This window comes from Streptomyces sp. AF1A, assembly GCF_047340315.1.
In the GTDB taxonomy this organism is placed as follows: Bacteria; Actinomycetota; Actinomycetes; order Streptomycetales; family Streptomycetaceae; genus Streptomyces.
In genome coordinates this window covers 1-24,292 of record NZ_JBLEBI010000097.1, presented here as the reverse complement: position 1 = coordinate 24,292, position 24,292 = coordinate 1, and the positions used below count along the sequence as shown (strand labels likewise).

Annotated in this window: 24 protein-coding genes, 1 tRNA gene and 1 pseudogene; 11 read left to right on the top strand and 15 right to left on the bottom strand. The window is 73.2% G+C overall.

What is annotated here, in order from left to right:
* Positions 1-123 precede the first annotated feature (123 nt).
* The gene (locus tag ACLU3S_RS23405; RefSeq protein WP_413953897.1) at positions 124-924 is read left to right on the top strand and encodes a TIGR01458 family HAD-type hydrolase; all 801 of its coding nucleotides are present in this window, start codon (positions 124-126) and stop codon (positions 922-924) included.
* On the opposite strand, the gene ACLU3S_RS23400 is transcribed toward ACLU3S_RS23405, so the two are convergent.
* Together ACLU3S_RS23400 and ACLU3S_RS23395 are read right to left on the bottom strand one after the other, a co-directional pair.
* Positions 921-1,700: a sulfite exporter TauE/SafE family protein gene (locus tag ACLU3S_RS23400; protein WP_413953896.1), complete on the bottom strand. Its 780-nt coding sequence runs from the start codon at positions 1,698-1,700 to the stop codon at positions 921-923. The two genes, ACLU3S_RS23405 and ACLU3S_RS23400, sit on opposite strands and share 4 nt — an antisense overlap.
* A 199-nt stretch (positions 1,701-1,899) precedes the next feature.
* Complete coding sequence (locus ACLU3S_RS23395; RefSeq protein ID WP_413953895.1) at positions 1,900-3,087, bottom strand: thiolase family protein; 1,188 nt, start codon at positions 3,085-3,087, stop codon at positions 1,900-1,902.
* Between the two features lie 166 nt (positions 3,088-3,253).
* Here ACLU3S_RS23395 and ACLU3S_RS23390 point away from each other — a divergent pair, with 166 nt between their 5' ends.
* Positions 3,254-4,063: an alpha/beta hydrolase gene (locus tag ACLU3S_RS23390; RefSeq protein ID WP_413953894.1), complete on the top strand. Its 810-nt coding sequence runs from the start codon at positions 3,254-3,256 to the stop codon at positions 4,061-4,063.
* 228 nt (positions 4,064-4,291) lie between these two features.
* A complete protein-coding gene (locus tag ACLU3S_RS23385) occupies positions 4,292-4,780 on the top strand; it encodes a Dps family protein (RefSeq protein WP_413953893.1) in 489 nt (162 codons plus the stop codon).
* Between the two features lie 107 nt (positions 4,781-4,887).
* On the opposite strand, the gene ACLU3S_RS23380 is transcribed toward ACLU3S_RS23385, so the two are convergent.
* On the bottom strand, positions 4,888-5,742 hold the full coding sequence (locus ACLU3S_RS23380) for a Cof-type HAD-IIB family hydrolase (RefSeq protein ID WP_413953892.1): 855 nt from the start codon (positions 5,740-5,742) through the stop codon (positions 4,888-4,890).
* Positions 5,743-5,908: 166 nt separating this feature from the next.
* Between ACLU3S_RS23380 and ACLU3S_RS23375 the strand changes: the two genes are divergently transcribed.
* From ACLU3S_RS23375 to ACLU3S_RS23355, 5 genes are all read left to right on the top strand, one after another.
* Entirely contained in the window at positions 5,909-6,721 is an 813-nt protein-coding gene (locus tag ACLU3S_RS23375; RefSeq protein ID WP_413953899.1) for an SAM-dependent methyltransferase, read from the top strand.
* 37 nt (positions 6,722-6,758) lie between these two features.
* Entirely contained in the window at positions 6,759-8,162 is a 1,404-nt protein-coding gene (locus tag ACLU3S_RS23370; RefSeq protein WP_413953891.1) for a glutamine synthetase family protein, read from the top strand.
* 2 nt (positions 8,163-8,164) lie between these two features.
* Positions 8,165-9,340, top strand: a complete 1,176-nt coding sequence (locus ACLU3S_RS23365; RefSeq protein ID WP_413953890.1) for an amidohydrolase family protein — start codon at positions 8,165-8,167, stop codon at positions 9,338-9,340.
* Between the two features lie 16 nt (positions 9,341-9,356).
* On the top strand, positions 9,357-9,884 hold the full coding sequence (locus ACLU3S_RS23360; protein WP_413953898.1) for an NUDIX hydrolase family protein: 528 nt from the start codon (positions 9,357-9,359) through the stop codon (positions 9,882-9,884).
* A 180-nt stretch (positions 9,885-10,064) separates the two neighbouring features.
* A complete protein-coding gene (locus ACLU3S_RS23355; RefSeq protein WP_413953889.1) occupies positions 10,065-10,862 on the top strand; it encodes a hypothetical protein in 798 nt (265 codons plus the stop codon).
* 294 nt (positions 10,863-11,156) lie between these two features.
* Here ACLU3S_RS23355 and ACLU3S_RS23350 read toward each other — a convergent pair whose 3' ends face one another.
* On the bottom strand, positions 11,157-11,849 hold the full coding sequence (locus ACLU3S_RS23350; RefSeq protein WP_413953888.1) for a chaplin: 693 nt from the start codon (positions 11,847-11,849) through the stop codon (positions 11,157-11,159).
* Positions 11,850-12,078: 229 nt separating this feature from the next.
* Positions 12,079-12,152: transfer RNA gene (locus ACLU3S_RS23345), tRNA-Pro, on the bottom strand.
* A gap of 125 nt (positions 12,153-12,277) precedes the next feature.
* On the opposite strand from ACLU3S_RS23345, the gene ACLU3S_RS23340 reads away from it, so the two are divergent.
* Positions 12,278-12,985, top strand: coding sequence for a transketolase (locus ACLU3S_RS23340; protein WP_413953887.1), 708 nt, complete (start codon positions 12,278-12,280; stop codon positions 12,983-12,985).
* 47 nt (positions 12,986-13,032) lie between these two features.
* The gene (locus tag ACLU3S_RS23335; protein ID WP_413953886.1) at positions 13,033-13,935 is read left to right on the top strand and encodes a transketolase family protein; all 903 of its coding nucleotides are present in this window, start codon (positions 13,033-13,035) and stop codon (positions 13,933-13,935) included.
* 63 nt (positions 13,936-13,998) lie between these two features.
* Here the strand turns inward: ACLU3S_RS23335 and ACLU3S_RS23330 are convergent, their stop codons facing one another.
* Together ACLU3S_RS23330 and ACLU3S_RS23325 are read right to left on the bottom strand one after the other, a co-directional pair.
* Positions 13,999-15,306 (bottom strand): MFS transporter, encoded by a 1,308-nt coding sequence (locus ACLU3S_RS23330; protein WP_413953885.1) that lies wholly within the window; start codon positions 15,304-15,306, stop codon positions 13,999-14,001.
* Between the two features lie 129 nt (positions 15,307-15,435).
* On the bottom strand, positions 15,436-15,795 hold the full coding sequence (locus ACLU3S_RS23325) for an MmcQ/YjbR family DNA-binding protein (RefSeq protein WP_413953884.1): 360 nt from the start codon (positions 15,793-15,795) through the stop codon (positions 15,436-15,438).
* 369 nt (positions 15,796-16,164) lie between these two features.
* Here ACLU3S_RS23325 and ACLU3S_RS23320 point away from each other — a divergent pair, with 369 nt between their 5' ends.
* Positions 16,165-17,574, top strand: coding sequence for a hypothetical protein (locus ACLU3S_RS23320; RefSeq protein ID WP_413953883.1), 1,410 nt, complete (start codon positions 16,165-16,167; stop codon positions 17,572-17,574).
* A 125-nt stretch (positions 17,575-17,699) separates the two neighbouring features.
* Here ACLU3S_RS23320 and ACLU3S_RS23315 read toward each other — a convergent pair whose 3' ends face one another.
* The 8 genes and pseudogenes from ACLU3S_RS23315 to ACLU3S_RS23280 form a co-directional block, all read right to left on the bottom strand.
* Positions 17,700-18,629: a LysR family transcriptional regulator gene (locus ACLU3S_RS23315; RefSeq protein ID WP_413953882.1), complete on the bottom strand. Its 930-nt coding sequence runs from the start codon at positions 18,627-18,629 to the stop codon at positions 17,700-17,702.
* Between the two features lie 84 nt (positions 18,630-18,713).
* On the bottom strand, positions 18,714-19,913 hold the full coding sequence (locus tag ACLU3S_RS23310) for a glycine C-acetyltransferase (protein WP_413953881.1): 1,200 nt from the start codon (positions 19,911-19,913) through the stop codon (positions 18,714-18,716).
* 38 nt (positions 19,914-19,951) lie between these two features.
* Positions 19,952-20,980 (bottom strand): L-threonine 3-dehydrogenase, encoded by a 1,029-nt coding sequence (gene tdh, locus ACLU3S_RS23305; RefSeq protein WP_413953880.1) that lies wholly within the window; start codon positions 20,978-20,980, stop codon positions 19,952-19,954.
* A 222-nt stretch (positions 20,981-21,202) separates the two neighbouring features.
* Complete coding sequence (locus ACLU3S_RS23300; RefSeq protein ID WP_413953879.1) at positions 21,203-21,778, bottom strand: GAF domain-containing protein; 576 nt, start codon at positions 21,776-21,778, stop codon at positions 21,203-21,205.
* Between the two features lie 78 nt (positions 21,779-21,856).
* A complete protein-coding gene (locus tag ACLU3S_RS23295; RefSeq protein WP_413953878.1) occupies positions 21,857-22,456 on the bottom strand; it encodes a GTP-binding protein in 600 nt (199 codons plus the stop codon).
* The gene (locus tag ACLU3S_RS23290) at positions 22,434-22,805 is read right to left on the bottom strand and encodes a DUF742 domain-containing protein (RefSeq protein WP_413953877.1); all 372 of its coding nucleotides are present in this window, start codon (positions 22,803-22,805) and stop codon (positions 22,434-22,436) included. Before ACLU3S_RS23290 ends, ACLU3S_RS23295 begins: the two co-directional genes overlap by 23 nt.
* Positions 22,806-22,807: 2 nt before the next feature.
* Positions 22,808-23,242, bottom strand: coding sequence for a roadblock/LC7 domain-containing protein (locus ACLU3S_RS23285; RefSeq protein WP_413953876.1), 435 nt, complete (start codon positions 23,240-23,242; stop codon positions 22,808-22,810).
* An 829-nt stretch (positions 23,243-24,071) separates the two neighbouring features.
* Positions 24,072-24,292, bottom strand: a pseudogene (locus ACLU3S_RS23280) (ATP-binding protein); the annotation flags it as partial.

Sequence of the window (24,292 nt, the reverse complement as noted above, 5' to 3'; positions counted from 1 at the left end):
GAGGGCGGCGGCGAGCCGGCGGGCCTCGGTGGTGCCGCCGAGGACGAGGACGTGCGGGGGCATGGGGGTGAGCGTACGAGGTGGCGGGGGCCCGTCCGCCGCCCGGGCCGCTACCGTCGGGGCATGGAGTCCGTGGCGTCCGTGCGTGCCGTCCTGATCGACATCGACGGTGTCCTCACCGTCTCCTGGAAGCCGCTGCCGGGCGCGGTGGAGGCGCTGCGCCGGATCCGTGCCGCGGGGCTCGGGGTGGCGCTCGTGACCAACACGACGTCGCGCAGCCGGGCGTCGATCGCAACGACGCTGTCGAAGGCCGGCTTCGAAGTGGGCGCCGAGGACGTCCTGACCGCTCCCGCGGTGACCGCCGCCCACCTCGCCGAGCACTGTCCGGGCGCCCGCTGCCTGCTCCTCAACAGCGGGGACGTGGAGGCGGACCTCGGTGACGTCACCCTGGTCGACGACGATCCGGAGGTGGTCGTCCTCGGCGGTGCCGGGCCGGAGTTCGACTACGCGGCGCTGAACCGGGCGTTCGGGTTTCTGCAGCGGGGTGCGCGGCTGGTCGCCATGCACCGCAACCTGTACTGGCGGACGGAGGCGGGCCTGCAACTGGACTCGGGTGCCTTCCTGCTCGGGCTGGAGCAGGCGGCGCAGGTGGAGGCGGAGGTCACGGGCAAGCCGTCCCCGGCGTTCTTCGAGGCGGCGCTGGCCCGGCTCGGCGTGGGCGCGGAGCAGGCGCTGATGGTGGGCGACGACGTGGAGTCGGACGTGCTCGCGGCGCAGCGGGCCGGGCTCACCGGGGTCCTGGTGCGGACGGGGAAGTACCAGGACAGGACGCTGGAGAAGGCGAGCGGCACCCCGGACCACGTCCTGGACTCCTTCGCGGACGTCCCGGCGCTGCTCGGGCTGCGGCAGGCCGCGGACGGCTAGCGCAGGAGCAGTTGCGCTCCGCCGACGATCGTGGCGGCGATCACGAGTTGTTCGAAGAGCCGCTGGTTGATCCGGTTCACGGCCCAGGTGCCGAAGAGCGCTCCGGGCACGACGAACACCGCGAGCGCGGCGTCGAGGAGCAGCGAACGGCCGTCGATCAGGCCGAGGCCCGCGCTGAACGGCACCTTGGACACGTTCACGATGAGGAAGAAGAACGCCGACGTGCCCAGGAAGCCGAGCTTGCGGAAGCCCGCGGACAGCAGGTACAGGGACATCACGGGGCCGCCCGCGTTGGCCACCATCGTCGTGAACCCGCCGAGCACGCCGTACGAGCGCGCCTTCATCCGGCCCGCCCCGGTCGTCACCGCATCTGGCGCGTCCTTCGTCCCGCCCTCCTCCCGGCGCCGCCGCCACAGCGTGACACCGGCCATCAGCAGCAGGATCGCGCCGATCGAGATCCGTACGACGCCGTCGTCGGCCCACACCAGGAACAGCGTCCCGGTCACCACGCCGGCCGCGACGGCGGGGAACAGCCGCCACAGCGTGGGCCAGTGGGCGTGCCGCCGGTAGGTGAGCACGGCGAGCACGTCCCCCGCGATCAGGACGGGCAGCAGCACGCCGGTGGAGGCGCGGGCGGGCAGGACGGCCGCGAAGATCGCGAGGCTGACCGTGTTGGCCCCGCTCACGGCGGTCTTGGAGAAGCCGACGAGCAGGGCGGCGAAGGCGAGCGCGGCGAACTCCCAGCCGGATATGTGCCAGAGCGTCATCGTGTTCATGCGGAGACCGATGCTATGCACATGCATCGGCCCCGCGTAAGGACCGTCTCGCGTTTCGGTCCTCGACGGCCCGGCGCCCCAACGGCCGGTGGACCGCGCTCGCAGCTCGCGCTTGAGCACCTTCATGCCCGGCCCGAGCGACAGCGCGCTCCGCCTCGTTCACCCGGGCCCCTTTGCGGGAGCCCCCGTTGACGTGCGGCTAGTGCCGCTCGACCAGGACCGCGCTGCCCTGCCCGACGCCCACGCACATCGTGGCCAGCCCGCGCTCGGCGCCCGTGCGCCGCATGCGGTGCAGCAGGGTGGTGAGGATGCGGGCGCCGGAGCAGCCGAGGGGGTGGCCGAGGGCGATGGCACCGCCGGTGGGGTTCACCAGCTCCGGGTCGATGCCCAGCTGGTCGACGCAGGCGAGCGCCTGTGCGGCGAACGCCTCGTTGAACTCGGCCTCCTGCAGGTCGCCGATCTCCCAGCCGGCGCGGGCGAGCACCTTGCGGGTGGCGGGGACCGGGCCGATGCCCATCACGTCGGGGTGGACGCCCGCGGAGGCGCCGGCGACGTACCGGCCGAGGGACTCCAGGCCCAGTTCGTTCAGGGCCTCCTCGCTGACGAGGAGCAGGCCGGCGGCGCCGTCGTTCATCGGCGAGGCGTTGCCCGCCGTGACCGTGCCGCCCGGGCGGAAGACCGGCTTGAGGCGGGACAGCTTCTCCAGCGAGGTGTCCTCGCGGACGCACTCGTCCTGCTCGACCAGGATGCCGTCGGGGCGCTCGACGGGCAGGATCTCGTCGTCGAAGTGCCCGTTCTTGCGGGCGGCGGCGGCGAGTTGGTGGCTGCGCAGCGCGAACTCGTCCTGGCGCTCGCGGGACACGCCGTAGCGCTCGGCGACCTCCTCGGCGGTCTCGCCCATGGACAGCAGGCCGTGCAGGTCCTTCATGGCGGGGTTGACCAGGCGCCAGCCGAGGCGGGTGTCGTGGGTCTCGATGCGGTGCGGCAGCGCCTCGTCGGGGCGGGGCAGCACGAAGGGGGCACGGCTCATCGACTCGGAGCCGCCCGCGATCACGATGTCGGCCTCGCCCGCGGCGATCGCGCGGGCCGCGGTGGTGACCGCCTCGAGCCCGGAGGCACACAGCCGGTTGACGGTGGCGCCGGGCACCGACTCGGGCAGCCCGGCGAGCAGGGCGGCCATGCGGGCGACGTTGCGGTTGTCCTCGCCCGCCTGGTTGGCGGCGCCCCAGTAGACGTCGTCGATCCGGGCGGGGTCGAGCGCGGGCACGTCCGCCACCAGATGGCGGATCACGGTCGCCGCGAGGTCGTCGGGGCGCACCGGTGAGAGTGCTCCACGCAGTTTGCCGATGGGGGTGCGGCGGGCGGCCGCGAAGTGTACGGGGCGCACGGCTTCGACTCCTGACCTACGACTGACGCACAACCGACATACATCGCTGTGGGTCAGTACGGACCACGGCAGTACTTAATTAGCACTGCTAGTTTTCGACTATAGACCGCGGGGCGCTCCGCTGGGAAGATCCTCAGGGACCTTCACCGACGCAGCTGGAGGAGAGATGCACCACGTCCGCGAGCACGTCCTCGCCGGCACCCGCGGCGACCTCTTCGTCCGCGAGTGGCCTCGTCCCGAGCCCCGCTACCTGGCCCTGATGGTGCACGGCTACGGCGAGCACGGGGACCGGTACGCCGAGCTCGCCGCCGTGCTCACCGGCCACGGAGCCGCCGTGTACGCGCCCGACCACATCGGGCACGGGCGGTCGGCCGGCGAGCGGGTGGTGATCGAGGACTTCGAGGACGTGGTCGCCGACGTGCACACCGTGGCCGGCCTCGCCCGGGCCGCGCACCCCGGCCTGCCACTGGTACTGGTCGGCCACTCCATGGGCGGGCTGATCGCGGCCCGGTACGCCCAGCTGTACGGCCGGGAGCTGAGCGCGCTGATCCTGTCCGGGCCGGTGATCGGCGCCTGGGAGCTGCCGGGCCGGCTGCTCGCCATGGACGAGATCCCAAACACCCCGGTCAGCCCGTCCGCGCTCTCCCGCGACCCCGCGGTAGGCGCGGCGTACGCCGCCGATCCCCTGGTCTGGCACGGGCCGATGAAGCGGCCGACGCTCCAGGCGTTCGCCCGGACCCTTGCGACGGTCGCCGAGGGCGGTGACATCGGCGCGCTGCCGCTGCTGTGGCTGCACGGGGACGACGACCGGCTGGTACCCCTGCCCGGCAGCCGGATCGGGGTGGAGCGGCTGAGCGGCGGTACCCATACCGAGCGGATCTTCCCGGGGGCGCGGCACGAGGTGTTCCACGAGACGGTGAAGAAGGAGGTCTTCGCGGAGCTGCTCCGCTTCCTGGACCGTACGCTGCCCGGCTGATCGGACCCCGCACCGTTCGCGGCCCCACCGATCGGCCCCGCACCGGGCGCCCCGCCTGACCAGCCACATCGCGCGCCACCCCGACCAGGCGCCGCATCGCGCGCCGCCCCGACCAGGCGCCGCATCGCGCGCCGCCCCGCTGATCAGGCCCGTTTGTCCCGTTCGACGCTGGGCACCCGCCCTTTCGGACGAGATTCAACGAAGCTCATGAGAGGGGGCGCACGCACCATGACCGTGGTGAAGAGCACGTTGCCCGAGGAGGCGCTCGACGTCACCGGCCGGGCCCTGCAGGACACCCTGGTGGACCTGCTCGGCCTGTCGCTGGTCGGGAAGCAGGCGCACTGGAACATCGTGGGCCCGCGGTTCCGGTCGATCCATCTCCAGCTGGACGAGGTGGTGGCAACGGCCCGCGCCCACTCCGACACGGTCGCCGAGCGCGCCGCCGCGCTGGGCGTGCCGCCGGACGGCCGGCCCGAGACCATCGCGGCGTCGTTCGGGCTGCCCGGCGCCAAGGACGGCTGGCTGCGCGACACCGAGGTGGTCGAGCTGATGGTCTCCGCTCTGAATACGGCCGTCGCGCGGCTGCGCGAGCGGATCGCGGCCACGGCCGAACCCGACCCGGTGACCCAGGACCTGCTGATCGGCATCACCGCCGACCTGGAGAAGCAGCGCTGGATGTTCGAGGCCGAGAACCAGCCACGGGAGTCCGCCGGCTAGCACGACCGCCTTTCTGCGGCGTGGTTCGAGGGAGCGTGATCGTCAGAGATGCGCCGAACGTAACGAGACCCGCGCGGCCCGCACAACTCCTTTTCGGCGGGCCGCGGCTATAGTCCGAGGACCCGGGCGACGGTCCGCAGCACCCCGTGCTCGTTGTTGGAGGGGGCCAGGTGGCGGGCCCGTCGTATGACCTCCGGGTGGGCGTTGGCCATGGCGAAGGACCAGTCGGCCGCGTCGAGCATCTCCAGGTCGTTGAGGTAGTCGCCGAACACCATGGTCTGGGCGGGGGTGATGCCGAGCGCGCGCTGCAGGCCGCGCAGGGCGGTGCCCTTGTTGGCGGTGCGGTTCATGACGTCCACCCAGTGCTCGCCGGAGACGACGACCTGGTGGGTGCCGGCGAACGGCGCGAGGGCCGGTGCGGTGGTGCGCTCGACAACGCCGAAGTCGAAGACCGCCACCTTGATGGGGTCGTCGTCGACGGCGGTGACGTCCTCGACGATCCGGTGCTCGACGTAATACCGGCGCACCTCCGCCAAAAAAGCCTCGTCGGACCGCTCGACGTACGCCGCCCGCTTGCCGCACACCACGGCGCCCGCGTCCACGCCCTGCGTGCCCAGCCGCCGCACCGTGCGGGCGACCCCGGCCGCGACGGAGCGGTCCAGCGGGTCGGAACTCAGCTCCGCCCCGTCCCGGACCACGTACGTGCCGTTCTCCGCGATGAACACCATGCCCTCGGCGACGTCCGCGAACTGCCCGGCCAGCGTGGCGTACTGGCGGCCGCTCGCCGGGCTGAACAGCACGCCGCGCCTGCGCAGTTCGGCGAGCATCGGCCACAGGCCGTCCGGGATTTGCTTGTGGTCGTCCAGCAGCGTGCCGTCCATGTCGGTGACGACGAGCCGGATGTCCGCGGGGCCGGCCGACCGGCCGGGGGCGTCGAGGAGGGTCGTGGGCGTGGCGGGCATGTGCTGCTTCCGGTCGGAGACGGGGTACGTGCCCAGTGTTCCTCATGGGCCGGAACGGCCCGGACGCGCCCCGAACCGCCCACAGTGCACGTTTGCCGGGACAGCGCGATCAACGAGCGGCACAATGACGGCGGACAGACAACCGCACGCGGGAAAGGGCGGCCACGTGACCGACGGCGACTCTCCGACGGCCGGACCGGCGAGACTGAACACCTCCGTGGCGCACAACGCCAGGGTGTGGAACTACTGGATCGGCGGCAAGGACAACTACGAGGTCGACCAGCAGGTCGGTGACCACGTCGCCGGGATGTTCCCGGTGATCCGGGCGGTGGCCCGCGCGGACCGGGACTTCCTGGCGCGAGCGGTGCGGTTCCTGACCACCGAGCGCGGCATACGGCAGTTCCTGGACGTGGGCACGGGCCTGCCGACCGTGGAGAACACCCACGAGATCGCCCAGCGGATCGCCCCCGAGTCGCGGATCGTGTACGTCGACAACGACCCGATCGTGCTGGTGCACGCCCGTTCCCTGCTCACCAGCTCCCCCGAGGGCGTCACGGACTACATCGACGCCGACGTGCGCGACACGGACGCCATCGTGCGGCGCGCCGCCGACACCCTCGACCTGGGGCGGCCGGTCGCGGTGATGATGCTGGGCATCCTCAACTTCGTCCTGGACACCGACGCGGCGCGGGACATCGTGCGGCGGCTGATGGCGGCGGTGCCCTCGGGCAGCCACCTGGTGCTCACCCACCCCACCTTCGACGCCGAGGTCGGCGGCGAGGGAAACGTCGCGGCGATGGAGTTCTGGAACGCCAACGCCACCCCGCCGATCACCGCCCGCAGCCGGGACGAGATCGCCTCCTTCCTCGACGGGCTGGATCTGGTCGGGCCCGGCCTGGTGCCCTGCTCGCAGTGGCGCCCCGAGTCGGCGTCCGCCGCCCCGGTTCCGCAGTTCGGCGCGGTGGCCGTGAAACCCTGACCCCGAGCACCGGGCGGAGCCCGGCCGAGGAGGACGTATGACCACCCTTGCCGACCCCGTGCCCGGCGGCCGGCCCGGTGATCTGCGCCGGGTCGCCGCGCTCACCGCCGGTCTGGCCGCACGGGGTGTGCGCGGCATCGTGCTGGCGTACGTGGACACCGCCGGCGTCGGCCGGGTGAAGACGATCCCGACGGCCCGGCTGGAGGCCGCCGTGTCCTGGGGCGTCGGGATGTCCCCGGTGTTCGACACCTTCCTCGCCGACGACTCGATCGTCACCACCGACGTCCTCGGCTCTCCCGACGGCGACCTGCGGCTCTACCCGGACCTCGACCAGTTGGTGGCGCTCGCCGGCCAGCCAGGCTGGGCGTGGGCGCCGGTGGACCGGATCACCCAGGACGGCGAGCGGCACCCCGGCTGCACCCGGACCTTCCTGCGCCGGATCGTCGCCGACGCCGCCGAGCGGCACGGCCTCGCGTTCAAGGCGGCGATCGAGATCGAGTGGGCGGTGGGGCTGGGCTCGGCGCCCGCCGGGGAGTTCGCGCCGGCCGCCCGCGGACCGGCGTACGGCGCGATCCGGCAGGTGGAGCTGAGCGACTACACGGCCGATCTGCTGGCCGCGCTCGCCGAACAGGGCGTGGACGTCGACCAGATCCATCCCGAGTACGCCGCCGGGCAGTTCGAGGTCTCGGTGGGCGCGCTGGACCCGGTCGCGGCGGCCGACCGCAGCGTGCTGGTGCGCCAGACGATCAGGGCGGTCGCCCAGCGGCACGGCCTGCGGGTGTCGTTCGCGCCCGCGGTCTTCGCCGAGGGCGTCGGAAACGGCGGCCATGTGCACCTGTCCTGCTGGCGGGACGGGGTGAACCTGCACGCGGGGGGCGCGGGCCGGTACGGCATGACGGCGGAGGCGGAGTCCTTCGCGGCCGGTGTCCTCGCCCGCCTCCCGGCGCTGACGGCGGTCACCGCGCCGAGCCCGGCCAGCTATCTGCGGCTCAAGCCCTCCCAGTGGGCGGGGGTGTTCACCGCCTGGGGCCGCGAGACCCGGGAGGCGGCGCTGCGGATGGTCACCGGCACCGCGGGCCGCCGCGACCAGGACGCCAACATGGAGGTGAAACCGGTCGACCTGGCCGCCAACCCGTATCTGGCGCTCGGGTGCCTGATCGCCGCCGGGCTCGACGGGGTGACGGCGGGCCGTCCGCTGCCCGAGGAGATCACCGGCGACCCGGCCCGGTTCGGCGGGGACGAGGCCGCGGCCCTCGGCGTGCGGCGGCTGCCCACCTCGCTGCCGCAGGCGGTGGCGGAGTTCCGCGCCGACGAGGTGCTGCGGACCGCGCTCGGCCCGGTCCTCGCGGACGCGGTGACCGCCGTACGGCTGGGCGAGGCGGCCGCCGTGGAGGGCCTCGACGACGCCCAGGTGGCGGCGGCCTACCGCTGGACGTACTGAGCATGGCCGCCCCCGGACCGGTCCACGAGGCCCTGGCCGCGCTGCCGCTGGTGGACCACCACTGCCACGGCGCCGTGACGGCCGACCTCACCGCCGGGCAGTTCGAGTCCCTCATCACCGAGGGCGCGGCCTGGCCCGGCGTGTCGCCCTTCGACAGCCCGGTCGGCATCGCCGTACGACGGCACTGCGCGCCGCTGCTGGACCTGCCCCGGCACGCGCCGCCGGCCGACTACCTGGCCCGGCGCGCGGACCTCGGCTGGCAGGAGGTCAATCGCCGCTTCCTGACCGAGGCGGGCGCCGAGACGTTCTGCGTGGACACCGGCTACGCCCCGCACCCGGTCACCTCCCCCGCCGAACTGGCCCGGGCCGCCGGAGCCGCCGCCTGCGAGGTGGTGCGGCTGGAGCAGATCGCCGAGGCGGTGGCCGCGCGGGGTGTGGAGGCCGGGGAGTACGCTGCCGCCTTCCGCACGGCCGCCGAGCAGGCGGTGCGCCGGCCGGGCGTGGTGGCGGTGAAATCGGTGGCCGCGTACCGCACCGGCTTCGCGCTCGCCCCGGACCGGCCGGCCGGGACCGAGGTGACCGGGGCGGCCGCCCGCTGGCTCCGCGCCGGCGGACGTCTGGCCGACCCGGTCCTGGTCCGGCACCTGCTGTGGACCGCCGTCGACCTGGGCCTGCCGCTGCAGCTGCACACCGGCTTCGGCGACGCGGACGTACGGCTGCACCGGGCCGACCCCGCGCTGCTCACCGACTGGCTGCACCTCGTCCGCGGCACGATCCCGGTGCTGCTGCTGCACTGCTGGCCGTACCAGCGCCAGGCCGCCTATCTCGCCGCGGTGTTCGAACACGTGTACCTGGACGTGGGGCTGGCCCTGCACTACACCGGCCCGGCCCGCGCCCGGGCGGTCCTGGAGGAGGCGCTGGAGATCACCCCGTTCCGGAAACTGCTGTACAGCTCCGACGCCTACGGTGTGGCCGAGTTCCACCATCTGGGTGCCCTGTGTTTCCGGCAAGGCCTCGCCGATCTCCTGGCCCGCCGGGTGGACGCCGACGAGCTGAGCCTGGCGGACGCCCTGCGGATCGCGGAATGGACCGGCCGCGACAACGCCCGCCGACTCTACGGACCGCCCGTATCCGAACCGGCCCGCGACCCCAGCGAACGCCCCACCCGGAAAGTATGATCAAGCAATGTCTGACATGACCGAGACCACGCCCGGCTGGCTGACCACGGACGAGCTGGAGATGGCCAGGGCCCGGATGCCGATCCTGTACGTCGAGGCCGTGCCCGTGCGCGTGGACGACAGCGGCGAAGTCACCAGCATCGGCCTGCTGTTGCGGATCGGCCCGGACGGCACGGTCAGCCGGACCCTGGTCTCCGGGCGGGTGCTGCACCACGAGCGGGTCCGCGACGCGCTGCTGCGCCACCTGGAGAAGGACCTCGGACCGGTGGCCCTGCCCCGCGTTCCGGCCTCCCTGCAGCCGTTCACGGTCGCCGAGTACTTCCCGACGGCGGGCGTCACCCCGTACCACGATCCGCGTCAGCACGCGGTGTCGCTGGCGTACATCGTCCCGGTGGCCGGTGACTGCCGCCCCCGCCAGGACGCGCTGGACCTGGTCTGGTTCAGCCCGCAGGAGGCGGCGTCGCCGGCCTTGCAGAGCGAGATGCCGGGCGGACACGGGGTGCTGCTGAAGCAGGCGCTGGCGCACGTGGGCCTGGTGTTCTGAGGTCCGGCGGCCGACCTTCCCGTGTACCAGGCCGGCCGGGCCGCCGGCCAGGGATCGCCGGCGGGCTTTCAGGTTGCGTTCAGGTGCGCGGCGGCCTGTGGCAACACCTGCACCAGAAGCCCCAAAGCAATGGCAAAGGGGGCTGGGACCAGGGCAGTTGCCCATGCGAGGGTTCGGCGCATGAGCACTGAGCACGTCCTGGACCACCGGACCGGCGGCCACGTCGGCAGGCGCATCCGAGAGAGCGCGAACAAGGTGCCGGAGGTCACCGTCTACTTCTGGATCATCAAGGTCCTCACCACCGGCATGGGCGAGACCGCCTCCGACTTCCTGGCCCACCTGCTGGGCCCGATCCCCGCGGTGGGCCTCGGCGGCCTCGCCTTCGCCGCCTCGCTCGTGCTGCAGTTCTCCGTCCGCAGGTACGTCGCCTGGGTGTACTGGACGGCGATCGTCATGGTCAGCGTGTTCGGCACGATGGCCGCGGACATCCTGCACGTCGGCCTCGGCGTGCCGTACGCCCTGTCCACGCCGCTGTTCCTCGTCGCGCTGGCGGCGGTCTTCGCCCTCTGGTACGCGAGCGAGCGGACGCTGTCCATCCACACGATCCGCACCCGCCGCCGCGAGTGCTTCTACTGGGCGGCCGTCCTGGCCACCTTCGCCCTGGGCACCGCCGCGGGCGATCTCAGCGCGAGCGCAGGTCTGGGGTACCTGGGCTCGGTCGTCCTCTTCGCGGTGGCCATCTGCGTCCCGGCCCTCGCCCACCGCTTCGGCGCCCTCGGCGCGGTGACGGCCTTCTGGACGGCCTATGTCATCACCCGCCCGCTGGGCGCGTCCCTCGCCGACTGGATGGCCGTGCCGGGCCGGCGCGGCGGTCTGGACTGGGGGCTGGGCCCGGTCACGCTGTCCTGGACGGTGGCGATCGTCGCCTTCGTGACGTTCCTCGCGGTGTCCCGCCGCGACGCCGAGCGCATCGCCTGACACCGGCCCCCGGGCCCCCGGACGCCGTGTCCCCCGCTCGGCACTCCCGGCGCGTCGCCCCGCGCGGGCGCCGCGCTGCGGCTCGACGACGGCCCGCAAGGCGCCGCCCGCGCCGGTGTGCCCCGCCCACCCCGTGGAGCGGACACCGGCGGCCACCGCGCGGGAGGCGCCGGCGCCCGGGCCGGAGCCTTCGAACGCACCGCCCGGCACCCGCGGCCCGACCCGGCCGCCGACGCGGTGGTGGGCAGGCCCGATCGGGACGCGCCCGGCCGGGTCTGCTCGCCGTGTCCCGGCTCAGGGCTTGCGGCGAGCCGCCCCCGAGCGGAAGCGCCGGTACAGCGCCGTGCCGCCGATCAGTGACACCGCGCTCGTGGCGGCGGCCAGCAGGGTGCCGTCCGTGCCGGTGTGCGCCAGCGTGCCCACCGGCGGCTGCGCCACCCTCGTGGAGACGGCCGGCACCGGCGCCGAGCGCACCGGCGGTGCCTGCGGCTCCGGTGCGGCCGGGGGCTCCGAACGCACCGGCGGGGCGACCTTCGTGGGCGGTGCGGGCCGGTCGGTGTCGACGGACCGGTTGCCAAAGACCGGATTGCCGATGCCCACGACGTTCGCGGTGTTGCCGCTGACGTTCACCGGCAGATGAACCGGCAGCTGGATGTCGTTGCCGGAGACGACGCCCGGCGAGTCCTTCGCGCCCCCGACGGCCGTGGCACCTCCTCCCGCCGGCTCGTCGCTCGTGACGGCACCGTCGTCCTCGTTGGCGCAGTTGTTGCCCATGGCGGGATTGAGGAGTCCCACCGCGTTCACGGTGTTCCCGCAGATGTCCACCGGGACGTGTACCGGCAGCTGCACCGTGTTGCCGGAGACCAGCCCCGGCGCGCCGTCGGCGGCACCGTCCGCCGCGGAGTCGGCGAACGCCGGCCCCACCACAGCCATCGCGCCCGAGGCGGCCGCGAGGGCGATCACACCGTTTCGGGTAACCCGTTTCATAGGTTCCCTGCCTTCCAGACTTTGTCGCGGGCACTCACCCGCATCCGGTGAACGGGGAAGAAACACCCGAGTTATGGCTTATCCACCTTTTGGCGGTGCCGGAGTGGTCCGGGAGGCAACTGGCGGGTGTGAGCGCTCAGTTCGAGTACGGGCGTGCCGGCTCTCCGGACATGGCCGAGGGGCCGTACCAGACTGCTCCGATACGACCCCTGACCTGCGCTTTCGCAAGTCGGGACGACAGGATTTGAACCTGCGACCCCTTGACCCCCAGTCAAGTGCGCTACCAAGCTGCGCCACGTCCCGATGCCGTTTGACCTGGGGTTTCCCCGGCCGAAACGCGCAGGGAAACAATACCGCACTCGGCTCGGTGATCGCGCCTCGCTTTCCGGGTTGACCTCAACTTTGGTTGAGGTTGCACGCTCGAGGACATGAGGATCACAGCGGACGACAGCCGCACGTACGGCTACGCGGACCTGCCCCGGCTGATGGGGCTCATGACCGGAGACGAGAAGCACGGCCCGGCGGCCACCTCCACGCTCGACGTGCTGTGGGTGCTCTACGACCGGGTGCTGCGGGTCACGCCGGAGCGGGCGGACGCCCCGGACCGGGACCGGTTCCTGCTGAGCAAGGGGCACGGGCCGATGGCGTACTACGCGGTCCTGGCCGCGAAGGGATTCCTGCCGGCGGGGTGGCTGCCCGGGTTCGGCGGGTACGACTCCCCGCTCGGGCACCACCCGGACCGGGTGCTGGTGCCGGGAGCGGAGATCGGCAGCGGGTCGCTCGGGCACGGGCTGCCCATCGGCGTCGGGACCGCGCTGGGCCTGCGCGCCCAGGGTCTGCACGAGCCGGCGGTCTGGGTGCTGATCGGCGACGCGGAGCTGGACGAGGGCAGCAACCACGAGGCGATCGCCTTCGCCGGGCCCGCCGGGCTGGAGCGGCTGCACACCGTCGTCGTGGACAACGCCTCCGCCAGCCACGCGCTGCCCGGCGGGATCGCGGCCCGGTTCGAGGCCGCCGGCTGGTCGGCGGTGACCGTGGACGGGCGCGACCACGCGGCCCTGTACGCCGCGTTCACCGCGCCCCATCCGGGCCGGCCGCACGTCGTCGTGGCCCGTGTCGAACCGAAGAACGCCTGATGGCCACCGTCCGTCCCGTCGCATCCGAGTGGAAAGGGTCCCTCGTCATGGACACCATGCGCGAACGCTTCGCCCCCGTCGTCTCCCGGCTGCTGGACGAGGACCCGCGGGTCGCGGTCGTCCTCGCCGAGATCGGCACGGACGGCTTCCGCGAGGCCGCACGCCGGCATCCCGGCCGCGTGATCAACGTCGGCATCCGCGAGCAGCTCCTGGTTGGGGCGGCGGCGGGGCTGGCGCTCACCGGGCTGCGGCCCGTCGTGCACACCTTCGCCGGCTTTCTGGTGGAGCGGCCCTTCGAGCAGGTCAAGCTGGACCTCGGGCACCAGGGCACGGGGGCGGTGCTGGTGAGCGCGGCCGCCTCCTTCGACTGGCCGGCCGGCGGCTACACGCACATGGCGCCCGGCGACGTGGCGCTGCTGGACACCCTGGACGGCTGGACCGTGCAGGTGCCGGGGCATCCGGACGAGGCCGAGACCCTGCTGCGGCACGCGGTCGCCGCGGGCGACGACAAGGTGTACGTGCGGCTGTCCGTGCAGTCCAACCGGCACGGCCGGATGATCGACGGCGAGCACCTCGTGACCCTGCGCGAAGGGCGCTCCGGCGTGGTCGTCGCCGTCGGCCCGATGCTGGACGCGGTGCTCGCCGCGACGGAGGGGCTGGACGTGACCGTGCTGTACGCGACGACGGTACGGCCCTTCGACGCGGCGGGGCTGCGCCGGGCCACCGCGACGGCGCGCACGGACGTGGTCCTGGTCGAGCCCTACCTGGCCGGTATCTCGACGGGCGCGGTGGCCGAGGCGCTGTCCGACATGCCGCACCGGGTGCTCGGGCTCGGCGTGGGACGGCGTGAGCTGCGTCGCTACGGCACGATCGAGGACCATGTGGCCGCCCACGGCCTGGACGCGACGAGCCTGCGGCGACGGATCGGCGAGTTCACGGGGTGTGCGTAGCCTGGTGCACCGGCGTGGCCCGGGGCGTCCCCGGCACGGCTGCGGGCCGCCGGGCCTCCAGCGCTACGCGGTCCGCCGCGAGCGGTGCGCGGGAGCCTGCGCGTCGGCGCGCACCAGGTCGCGTATCGCCGGGACGGCGAGCAGTGCGGCGGCCACGACCAGGCTGGTCGCGGCCGAGACCAGCAGGACGTGTCCGGCGCCCAGCGCCCCGGCCGCCGGGCCGGCGAGGGCCTGGCCGACCGGCATCATGGCCAGGGAGCCCGCCACGTCGTAGGCGTGGATGCGGTTGAGCACGTCGGCCGGGACCTGGGTCTGCACGCTCGTCGCCCACATCACCCCCCAGAAGGACATGCCCGCCCCCGCGAGCGCGGCCCCGGCCGCCATGGCCGGTACGCCGAGGCCCGCGCCGACCGCCGCCGGGAACCCGGCGAAGGTGAACAGGGCGAGCGCACCGGCCCGCAGCATGCGGCGGGGCCGCAGCCGCAGGGCGAACAGGCCGCCGACGACGGTGCCCGCGCCGAGGGCCGAGTTGACCAGGCCGTAGGCGCGCGGGCCGTGGTGCCGTACGACCTCGGTCGCCACCAGCGGGACGCTCGGGCCCCATACGGCGATCATGTAGACGCACCAGACGGCGATCACGCCCCACAGCCAGGTCCGCGACCTGAACTCCCGCCATCCCTGGACCAGGTCGGTCCGGAACGCGCGCATGCCGCGGCCGGCGGCCCCGGCGCCGCCCTCGGGCAGCGGCGGCAGCCGGAGCAGCAGCAGGCACAGCGCGCTGACCGCGTAGGTGCCGGCGTGCGCGGCGAACACGCTGCCGGGCGAGGCGAAGCCGACCAGGAGGCCGGCGGCGGCCGGGCCGGCGAGCTGGGCCGCCGACTCGGCGATGCGGATCGCGCCGTTGGCGCCCTGGACGTCGGCGGCGAGCCGGGGCACGGTGCTGGCCACACCCGGCTGGAAGACCGCGCCGGCCACGCCGTTGACGAAGCCGATGGCGCAGATCTGCCACAGCACCACGTGCCCGGTGAAGAAGAGGACCGAGGCCAGGGACTGGGTGCCGAGCCGGACGAGGTCGGCGCCGATCATCAGCCTGCGCGTGCTGAACCGGTCGGCGATCACCCCGCCGAAGACGACGAGTCCGGCGAACGCCGCGGCCGTCGACGCCATGGCGAGGCCGACCGCGCCCGCGCCGTACCCGTGCTCGAGCAGGCCGGCGGCGAGGGCCACGGGCAGCATGGTGTCGCCGAGGCGGGCGGCCGCCCGGGCCGCGAAGAACAGCCCGAAGGGGCGCGACCAGACCGCCGGGGCGACGCTCTCGCCGCGCCGCACGCCCGGGGCGACGCCGCCTCGCCGTGAGTCCGTTCCGGTCATGCAACTCCCCTCCCTGTCGGCCGTACCGCCCCCGCCCCGGGGCGCTCCCCCGCCTGTGGCCGCACGGGTGCCGCACCGCGTGCGCCGCGCGGGATCATGCCACGCACCGTCCGCGCCCACCGGTGTTTTTCAGTGGGCGGACGGCATCCCCAGGCCGGGATGGGCGTCCAGGAGCCGGGGCGGGGCCGCCTGCCGCCAGGAGTCGGCCAGGATGTCCCGCAGCTCGGCCTCGTCCTCCAGCGCGGCGAGTCTCACCCTCACCCAGGCGAACTGGGCCTCGTGGCCGGCGATCCAGAACTTCTCCGGTTCGGCCAGCACCAGTTCGTCCCGCTCGTCCTTCGGGCAGCGCACGGCGATGGACGTCTCGTCCTCGGGCAGCGTCGCGAACATCTTCCCGGCCACCCGGAACGTGGGCATGCTCCAGGCGACCTTCTCCGTCGTGTCCGGCAGGGACAGGGCGATACGGCGTACGTCTTCGGCATCCGGCATGCGACGCACGGTAGCCCCTGCCACTGACATTGATCCTGATACTCAGGTTCCGGTGGTTGTGACTCTGCCACTGACTGACGTCCTGCTGGACTGTCTTCTGGCTGCGGCCCCCAGGGGTCGACGGGGGGCCTCGCTTCTCCTACCCGGGACGGTGTCCCGGGCACGAGACGCACGCGTTACGGGACGGGAGTTGATACCGGTGAGCTCTCCTGTGGGAGTGTCCGCTCCACGTTCCACGGGTCTCTTGCGGAGCCTGGTGGCGGTCGCCGGCGTCGATCATGTGCGCCACCGAACCGGCAGGCGGCCTGGCACCATAGGCCGATGCCCGCACCCTTCGAACGTCCTGTCGTCATGCAGCGGAACCTGGCCGTGTCACTGCGCGGCCTGGCAAGCAACCCCTCCGCCCCACCGGACGTTCTTGTTCGCCTCGCGGCGGCGGACATCGATCGAACCGGGCTCGCACGACGCCGTGACCTGCCCGCGCCGGCCGCTGTGACCCTTGCCGGCGACGAGGATGCGAACCTGCGGTCGGAGTTGGCTGCGCATCCGGATCTCCCGGCCGAGGTCCAGATCGCCCTCGCCCGAGACGTCGACGCGCGGGTGCGTGGCCGGCTGGCGGAAGGTGCCGAGTACTTCACCACTGTCGGCGTGCACGGGCGTCACTTCCCGGAGCCGTTGTCACGGGAGGTCTACGAACTGCTGGCCCGAGACCCGGAGCCGAAGGTCCGCCGTGCCCTGGCGTTCAACCGACGCCTGCCCGACGACATTCGGGCCGGGATGCTCGACGACGACGACGCGCGCACGGCCGCCATCGCCGCCGCCGAGTGGAACCCTGCGCCGACCGCCCGGATCAGCGAACTCCTTTCGCGGGCCAAGGGAGCCTTCGGCCGAGAGCTGCTGTTGCTCCGTCTGGACGGTCCGCTTCCCGCCGAGGCCGCCCGGGGCATGCTCGCCGACATCGACTCCTCCTCCGACCCGGCGAACAGCGCGGGGCTCCTGCGACAGATCGCCGCGACCGCCGACCTGGACGCCGACCTGACCGACCGCTTCCTGACAGACCCGCAGCTGCGCGCCGGGGTTGCGGCCAATCCGACACTGGACCCCGAGCATGTCGCGGCTCTGGCACACGATCCCGACAACCAGGTCCGCGCAGCAGTCGTCGCACGCCGCGGCCTCGACCCGGTGCTGCGTGAATCGGTACCGGTCGAGTACGACGACCGCGGCAGCGGCAACACCGTCGAGTGGCTGCTGACCGAAGACCTGTCCGAGGCCGATCAGCTCTCCTTCGCCCGCAGCCGTCACCAGGTCTTCCGCAAGACGCTGGCCATGCGCACCGATCTGTCCGACGAGACCGTCGGGATCCTCGCCGCCGACGAGAGCTTCGCCGTGCGGCTGTTCGTGTGCGAACGCCAGCCGAACGCCCCCGGCCGGCTGCTGGCACAGATTGCCGCCGGCTGGAAGAGCTACAGCCGCTGGGACATGCTTGCCCACAAGAACTTCCCCGCCGATGCCGCCACTGCCCTGGCCCGCTCCGACGACCCGCACGACCGGGCCGTCGCCGCAGCACATCCCGGGCTTCCGATCGAAACGATCGAGGCGCTGCTGGTCGACGGCGCCGATGACGTGCGAGGTCGAGCAGCGACCAACCCTTCCATCCCCATCGACCGGCTGATCACTCTCCTCGAGGCCGACGACTCAGCCGTCGTCTCCGGGGCAGCCGCGAACCGGACGCTTCCCGTCGTGACGATGCACCAGATACTCGATCAAGCCCGGCTGTGAGGTGGTGGCCTGTTGACGGGTGTGGTCCGCTGATGAGCTCTCGGGCTGGACGCCTCGGTCAGGGCCCGGAGGATCGTCGTCACACGCGTGCCCTCCCGGACTGCGCGCGACCGATGGCCGGTTCCCTACCCCCGGGACCCCCGGGACTCCGCGGACTCCTGGGCCGCCTCCCCCAGGGCGTCCAGCACCGGGCGGATCAGCGGGTGCCTCTCGGCGCCGCGCCGTACGGCGGCGAAGACGCGGCGGGTCGGGGCCACGCCGTCGACGGGGCGTACGACGACACCGGTGAGGTCCATGCCGTTGAGCGCGGAGCGCGGTACGAGGGCCACGCCCGCGTCGGCCGCGGCGAGGGCGACGACGGCACGGAAGTCGTCGGAGGAGTGCTCCAGCCGTGGCTGGAAACCGGCGCTCTCGCAGGCCAGGACGACCACGTCATGGCAGGGGTTGCCGGGGTAGGGGCCGATCCAGGGGTCCTTGGCCAGCTCGGCCAGCGGAACCTCTGCGTCGTCCGCGAGGCGGTGGCCGACGGGGACGACCGCGTCGAACGGCTCGGCGTAGAGCGGGACATGGGTGAGCCGGGGGTCGTCGGCGGGCGGCGCGCCCCGGTACTCCACGGCGACCGCCACGTCGACCTGCCGGTCCAGCACCATCGGCAGGCTGGCGTCGCCCTCGGCGTCCTGCACCCGGATGCGGATGCCGGGGGCGGTGCCGGCGAGCCGGGCCACGGCCGGGGCCACGACCTGGGCGATGCCGGTGGCGAAGGCGGCGACGGTGACCGTGCCCGCCTCGCCCGATCCGTAGGCCGCCAGCTCCGCCTCGGCGCGCTCCAGCTGGGCGAGCACGGCGTGGGTGTGGCTGAGCAGGATCTCGCCGGCCGGGGTGAGCCGCACGCCCTTGGCGCCGCGCTCGACCAGGCGGTGGCCGGTCTCCTGCTCCAGGGCCGTCAGCTGCTGGGAGACGGCCGAGGGGGTGAGGTAGAGCGCGGCGGCCGCCGCGGTGACCGTGCGGTGGTCGGCCACCGCACGGAGGATGTGGAGCCGCCGTGCCTCGATCATGGCGCCCATTATCCCAGGCCGTCCGGGCCGCTCGGGTACGCCGCCGGGGCGGCGGCATACCCGGGACCGGCCGGCCCGCGGCGGTCAGCCCGCCAGCTCGGCGCGGGCGGCGACGAAGGCGTCGACCGCGCGGTTCACGTCCTGCGTGGAGTGCGCGGCGGACAGCTGGACGCGGATGCGGGCCTGGCCCTGCGGGACGACCGGGTACGAGAAGCCGATCACGTACACGCCCCGCTCCAGCAGCAGCTCGGCCATGCGGGCCGCCTGCGCCGCGTCGCCGATCATGACGGGCGCGATGGCGTGGTCGCCGGGGAGGATGTCGAAGCCCTCCTCGGTCATGCGGCGGCGGAACAGCGCGGTGTTCGACGCGAGCCTCTCGCGCAGGTCGCCCGCCGACTCCAGCAGGTCGAGGACCTTCAGGGAGGCGGCGGCGATCACCGGCGCGAGGGTGTTGGAGAACAGGTACGGGCGGGAGCGCTGGCGCAGCAGGGCGACGATCTCGGCGCGGGCGGCGACATAGCCGCCGGAGGCGCCGCCGAGGGCCTTGCCGAGGGTGCCGGTGATGATGTCGACGCGGTCCCGCACGCCGTGCAGCTCGGGGGTGCCGCGGCCGGTGGGGCCGACGAAGCCGACGGCGTGCGAGTCGTCGACCATGACCATGGCGTCGTAGCGGTCGGCGAGGTCGCAGATCTCGGCGAGCGGGGCGACGTAGCCGTCCATGGAGAACACGCCGTCGGTGACGATCAGCTTGCGCCGGGCGCCGCCCTCGGTGGCCTCCTTGAGCCTGGCCTCCAGGTCGGCGAGGTCGCGGTTGGCGTAGCGGTAGCGGCGCGCCTTGGACAGGCGGATGCCGTCGATGATGGAGGCGTGGTTGAGGGCGTCGGAGATCACCGCGTCCTCCTCGCCGAGCAGGGTCTCGAAGACGCCGCCGTTGGCGTCGAAGCAGGAGGAGTACAGGATCGTGTCCTCCTGGCCGAGGAACGCCGAAAGGCGGGCCTCCAGCTCCTTGTGGACCTCCTGGGTGCCGCAGATGAACCGCACGGAGGCCATGCCGTAGCCCCAGCGGTCCAGGGCCTCGTGGGCGGCGGCGATCACCTCGGGGTGGTCGGCGAGGCCGAGGTAGTTGTTGGCGCAGAAGTTGAGGACCTCGCCGGGGCGGCCGCCGGCGGAGACGTTGACGGTCGCGGACTGCGGGGTGTCGATGACCCGCTCGGGCTTGTGCAGGCCGGCGGCGCGGATCTCGTCGAGGGTGGCGCGCAGGTCGTCGCGGACGGTGTCGAACATGGGGATGCTCTCCTGAAGGTGCTTGCGGGTGGGAGGAGTTACGCGGTCCAGTCGAGGATGACCTTGCCGCCCTTGCCGCTCGCGGCGTCCGCGAACGCGGCCTCGTAGTCGCGGTAGCCGTACCGGCCGGTGATCACGGGGGCGAGGTCGAGGCCGCCCTCCAGCAGCACCGACATCGCGTACCAGGTCTCGAACATCTCGCGGCCGTAGATGCCCTTGATGGTGATCATCGAGGTGACGACGCGGGCCCAGTCGACCGCGAACTCCTGCGCCGGCAGGCCGAGCACGGCGATCCGGCCGCCGTGCGTCATGTTCGCGATCATGTCGCGCATGGCCTCGGCGCGGCCGGACATCTCCAGGCCGATGTCGAAGCCCTCGCGCAGCCCCAGCTCCCGCTGGCCGTCGGCGATGGTGGTCTCGGCGACGTTCAGAGCGAGGCTCACGCCGATCTTGCGGGCGAGTTCCAGGCGCTCCTCGCTGACGTCGGTGATGACGACGTTGCGGGCGCCGGCGTGCCGGGCCACCGCGGCGGCCATCAGGCCGATCGGACCGGCGCCGGTGACCAGGACGTCCTCGCCGACCAGCGGGAAGGACAGCGCGGTGTGCACGGCGTTGCCGAACGGGTCGAAGATGGCGGCGACGTCGAGGTCGACGGGGACGCGGTGCACCCAGACGTTGGTCGCGGGCAGGGCGACGTACTCGGCGAAGGCGCCGTCGCGGCCCACGCCGAGACCGACGGTGGCCCGGCACAGGTGACGGCGGCCGGCCTGGCAGTTGCGGCACTTGCCGCACACCAGGTGGCCCTCGCCGCTGACCCGGTCGCCGACGCGGATGTCGGTCACGTCCCGCCCGGTCTCGACGACCTGCCCCACGAACTCGTGCCCGACCACCAGCGGGGTGCGGATCGCCTGCTGCGCCCACCCGTCCCAGGCCCGGATGTGCAGGTCGGTGCCGCAGATACCGGTCCGCATGACCTTGATCAGTACGTCCCCGGGGCCGATCTCCGGCTCCGGGACGTCCGTCAGCCGGAGTCCCGGCTCCGCCTTCTCCTTGACCAGCGCCTTCAACGCTTCGGCTCCTGTGCGTGAGGTCCCGGCCGCGGGGCACGCCGAAGGCGCCCGCACCGGGTCAGAGGGGTGGAATCACCCTGCAATCTGCCGCATGCGCGGGCCGGGGTCCATCGAGCTTTTCTTAACCGCCGCCACAGCTTTCCTTCACGCCCCCTGCGCCGACTGGGCAGACCGTCCCGCGGCCGCGGGGCCGTGTCACCCGTTCGGCGTGTCACCCGTTCAGAGGGGCAGCCCGTCCTGCGCGCTCCGCTCGATGCGTACGACGAGGTCGGCGGCCAGCGCCTTGATGGTCTCCAGGCCTTCCCTCCCCCAGGTGCGGGGGGCCGTGTCGGCGGCGCACACGGTGCCGAGCGCCATGCCGGAGCTGTCGATGAGCGGCGCACCGAGGTAGGAGCGGATGCCGTACTCGTCGACGACCGGGTTGCCGGCGAACCGCGGGTAGTCGCGGACGTCCTCCAGGACCAGTGCCTTGCGGCGGACCACGACGTGGGGGCAGAAGCCGTGTTCGCGGGGCAGGACACGGGTGAACTCCGGCCTGCTGCCGTCCTCCCGCGGGACCGGCGCGACGGCCGGGACGCACAGGCCCGCGAAGAACTGGTGTTCCTCGCCAATGAAGTTGACCATGGCGTAGGGCGCACCGGTGAGCCGGGACAGATGGTCCGCGAAGGCGTCGAGCGCGGGGTCGGGACGGCCCGCCAGCCCGAGCCGGCGCAGCCGGTGGACGCGGGCGGGGGCCTCCTTGTCCTCGGGGGTGAGGAGCAGGCCCCGGACCGGGCGCGGCGGCTCGTAGCTCATGACCGGACTCCGTCGCTGTGGACGTACCTCGTGTACGGGCTCATGTACGGGCTCCGTGGGCAGTAGGGGGCGGGATCATCACATGTGGGCGCCGTGGCTGGGCGCGGGCGCCGGGGCGTGGGCGAGGAGATGGCGTACGAGGGTGAGCAGGGTCTGCACGCCGGAGCTGGAGATCCGGGCGTCGCAGCGGACGACCGGGACCTCGGGGTCGAGGTCGATGGCGGCGCGCACCTCGTCGGGGTCGTAGCGGTAGGCGCCGTCGAACTCGTTGACGGCGATGATGAAGGCGAGCCCGCGTTCCTCGAAGAAGTCCACGGCGGCGAAGCAGTCCTGCAGCCGGCGGGTGTCGGCGAGGATCACCGCGCCGAGCGCGCCCTCGGACAGCTCGTCCCACATGAACCAGAACCGCTCCTGGCCCGGCGTGCCGAACAGGTACAGCACATGCTCCGGATCGAGCGTGATCCGGCCGAAGTCCATGGCCACCGTGGTCTCCATCTTGTTCTCGATGCCGTCGAGACTGTCCGTCGCCGCGCTGACCGTGGTGAGCAGCTCCTCCGTGCTCAGCGGGGCGATCTCGCTGACCGCGCCCACGAAGGTGGTCTTGCCGACCCCGAACCCGCCCGCCACGAGAATCTTCAGCGCGGTCGGGAACGGGTCAGAGCTGTCGTCGTAGTCCATCGAGCACTGCCTCCAGCAGAGACCGGTCAGTGGGTGTGTGGTGGAAGGCGGGCGGCTTGGTGGTCAGGGCCCCGCAGTCGACGAGGTCCGACAGCAGCACCTTGGTGACCACCGCGGGCAGTTTCAGGTGCGCGGCGATCTCGGCGACCGACACGGGCCCGCGGCACAGGTCGAGCGCCTGGGCGTGCTCGGGGCCGAGATAGCCGAGCGGGGTGACCCCGGTGGCCATCACCTGGGAGATCAGGTCGAGCGCGACGCTGGGCTCGGTACGGCCGTTGCTGACCGTGAAGGGGCGCACCAGCCGTCCGGCCGCGTCGTCCAGCCAGGGCCCGTCACCGGCTGCGGTCACGCTCAAGGCCTCGTCGCCGTGGGTTCGGCGGTCTGCTGCCGGGGCGCGGTCACGAGGTACGGGCGGACGCTCTTGACCAGCATGGCCATCTCGTAGCCGAGCACGGCCGCGTCGGCCTCGCGGCCGGCCAGCACCGCGAGGCAGGTGCCGGAGCCGGCGGTGGTGACGAACAGCAGCGTCGAGTCGAGCTCGACGACGACCTGGCGGACGTCCCCGCCGTCGCCGAACCGCACGCCCGCGCTGCGGCCGAGGGAGTACAGGCCGGAGGCGAGAGCCGCCATGTGGTCGGCGCTGTCGGGGTCGAGGCCGTGCACGGACTTCACCAGTCCGTCGCAGGACAGGAGCACCGCGCTGCTGGTGTGCGGTACGCGCTGCACGAGGCCGCTCAGCAGCCAGTCGAGGTCGGAGGCGTGGACGGTCGGCGCATCGCTCGCCATGGTGGATCGACTCCTTGGGGTACGAAGGTCCGCGGGAGCGCGGGTGGGGGGTGTTGGGATGCGGTGGCGGTCAGCCGGCCGGAGCGCTCCCCTCCGGCGGTACGCCACCTCGACCGCCGTCGGCCAGGGGCACGTGCGCCGGGGGCTGGGGCAAGGGCACGGAGTCCGTGCCACCGCGGTCCGCCTGGTAGGGGCTCAGACGGTCCGGGGCCGTGGAGTCGCGGTACGGGCCCACACGATCCGGGGCCGTGTCCTCCCGGCCCGCCGCGCCATACCGGCTCACGCCGTCCAACGCCGACGACTGGTGATACGAGCCCTCAGAGTCCGGGGCCGTGTCCTCCCGGCCCGCCGCACCGTACGAGCTCACGCCGTCCAACGCCGACGACTGGTGATACGAGCCCACAGAGTCCGGGGCCGTGTCCTCCCGATACCGGCTAACGCCGTCCAACGCCGACGACTCGCGGTACGGGCCCACAGAATCCGCACCCGCACCGTCCCGGCGCGCCGCGCCGTACGGGCCCCCACGGCCCGTGGCCGAGGTTTCCCGCTCGGTGCCGTACGCGCTCATGTGCTCGGGCCCCATGTGGTCCCGACTCGTGTGCTCCGGACCCATGTGGTCCCGACTCATGTGCTGGGGGCCCGTGGTCTCCAACTCGGTGTGGCGTGGGCCCGTGGTCTCCTGGCCCCTGTGGTTCCGGACTGTGTCGTCCCCGCCGATGTGGGCCGGGCGCATGTGCTCGGCGCCTGTGCGGTGAGCGCTCATTCGGGCTGAGTCCATGGGGTCGGCACCCGTGCGGTCCGCGTCCGCTGGGGCCGGGCCCCGCGAGACGTCCGGCGCGGCGGGCTCCGTCGGGCGCGGCTCCCCGTGGGCCTCCGGCTGCTGGGCCTCGGCGAGGCCGATCCCGCGCTGGAAGGCCGCCATCAGACCGGGGTCGTGGCCCGCGACGCCGTCGCCCTCCTGGCGGGGTGCGGGGCCCCCGCGCAGCTGGGGCACGATGTGCTCCTGGGCGCGGCGGCGCGGGAGTTGGGGCTTGCCCATGGTGCCGCGCA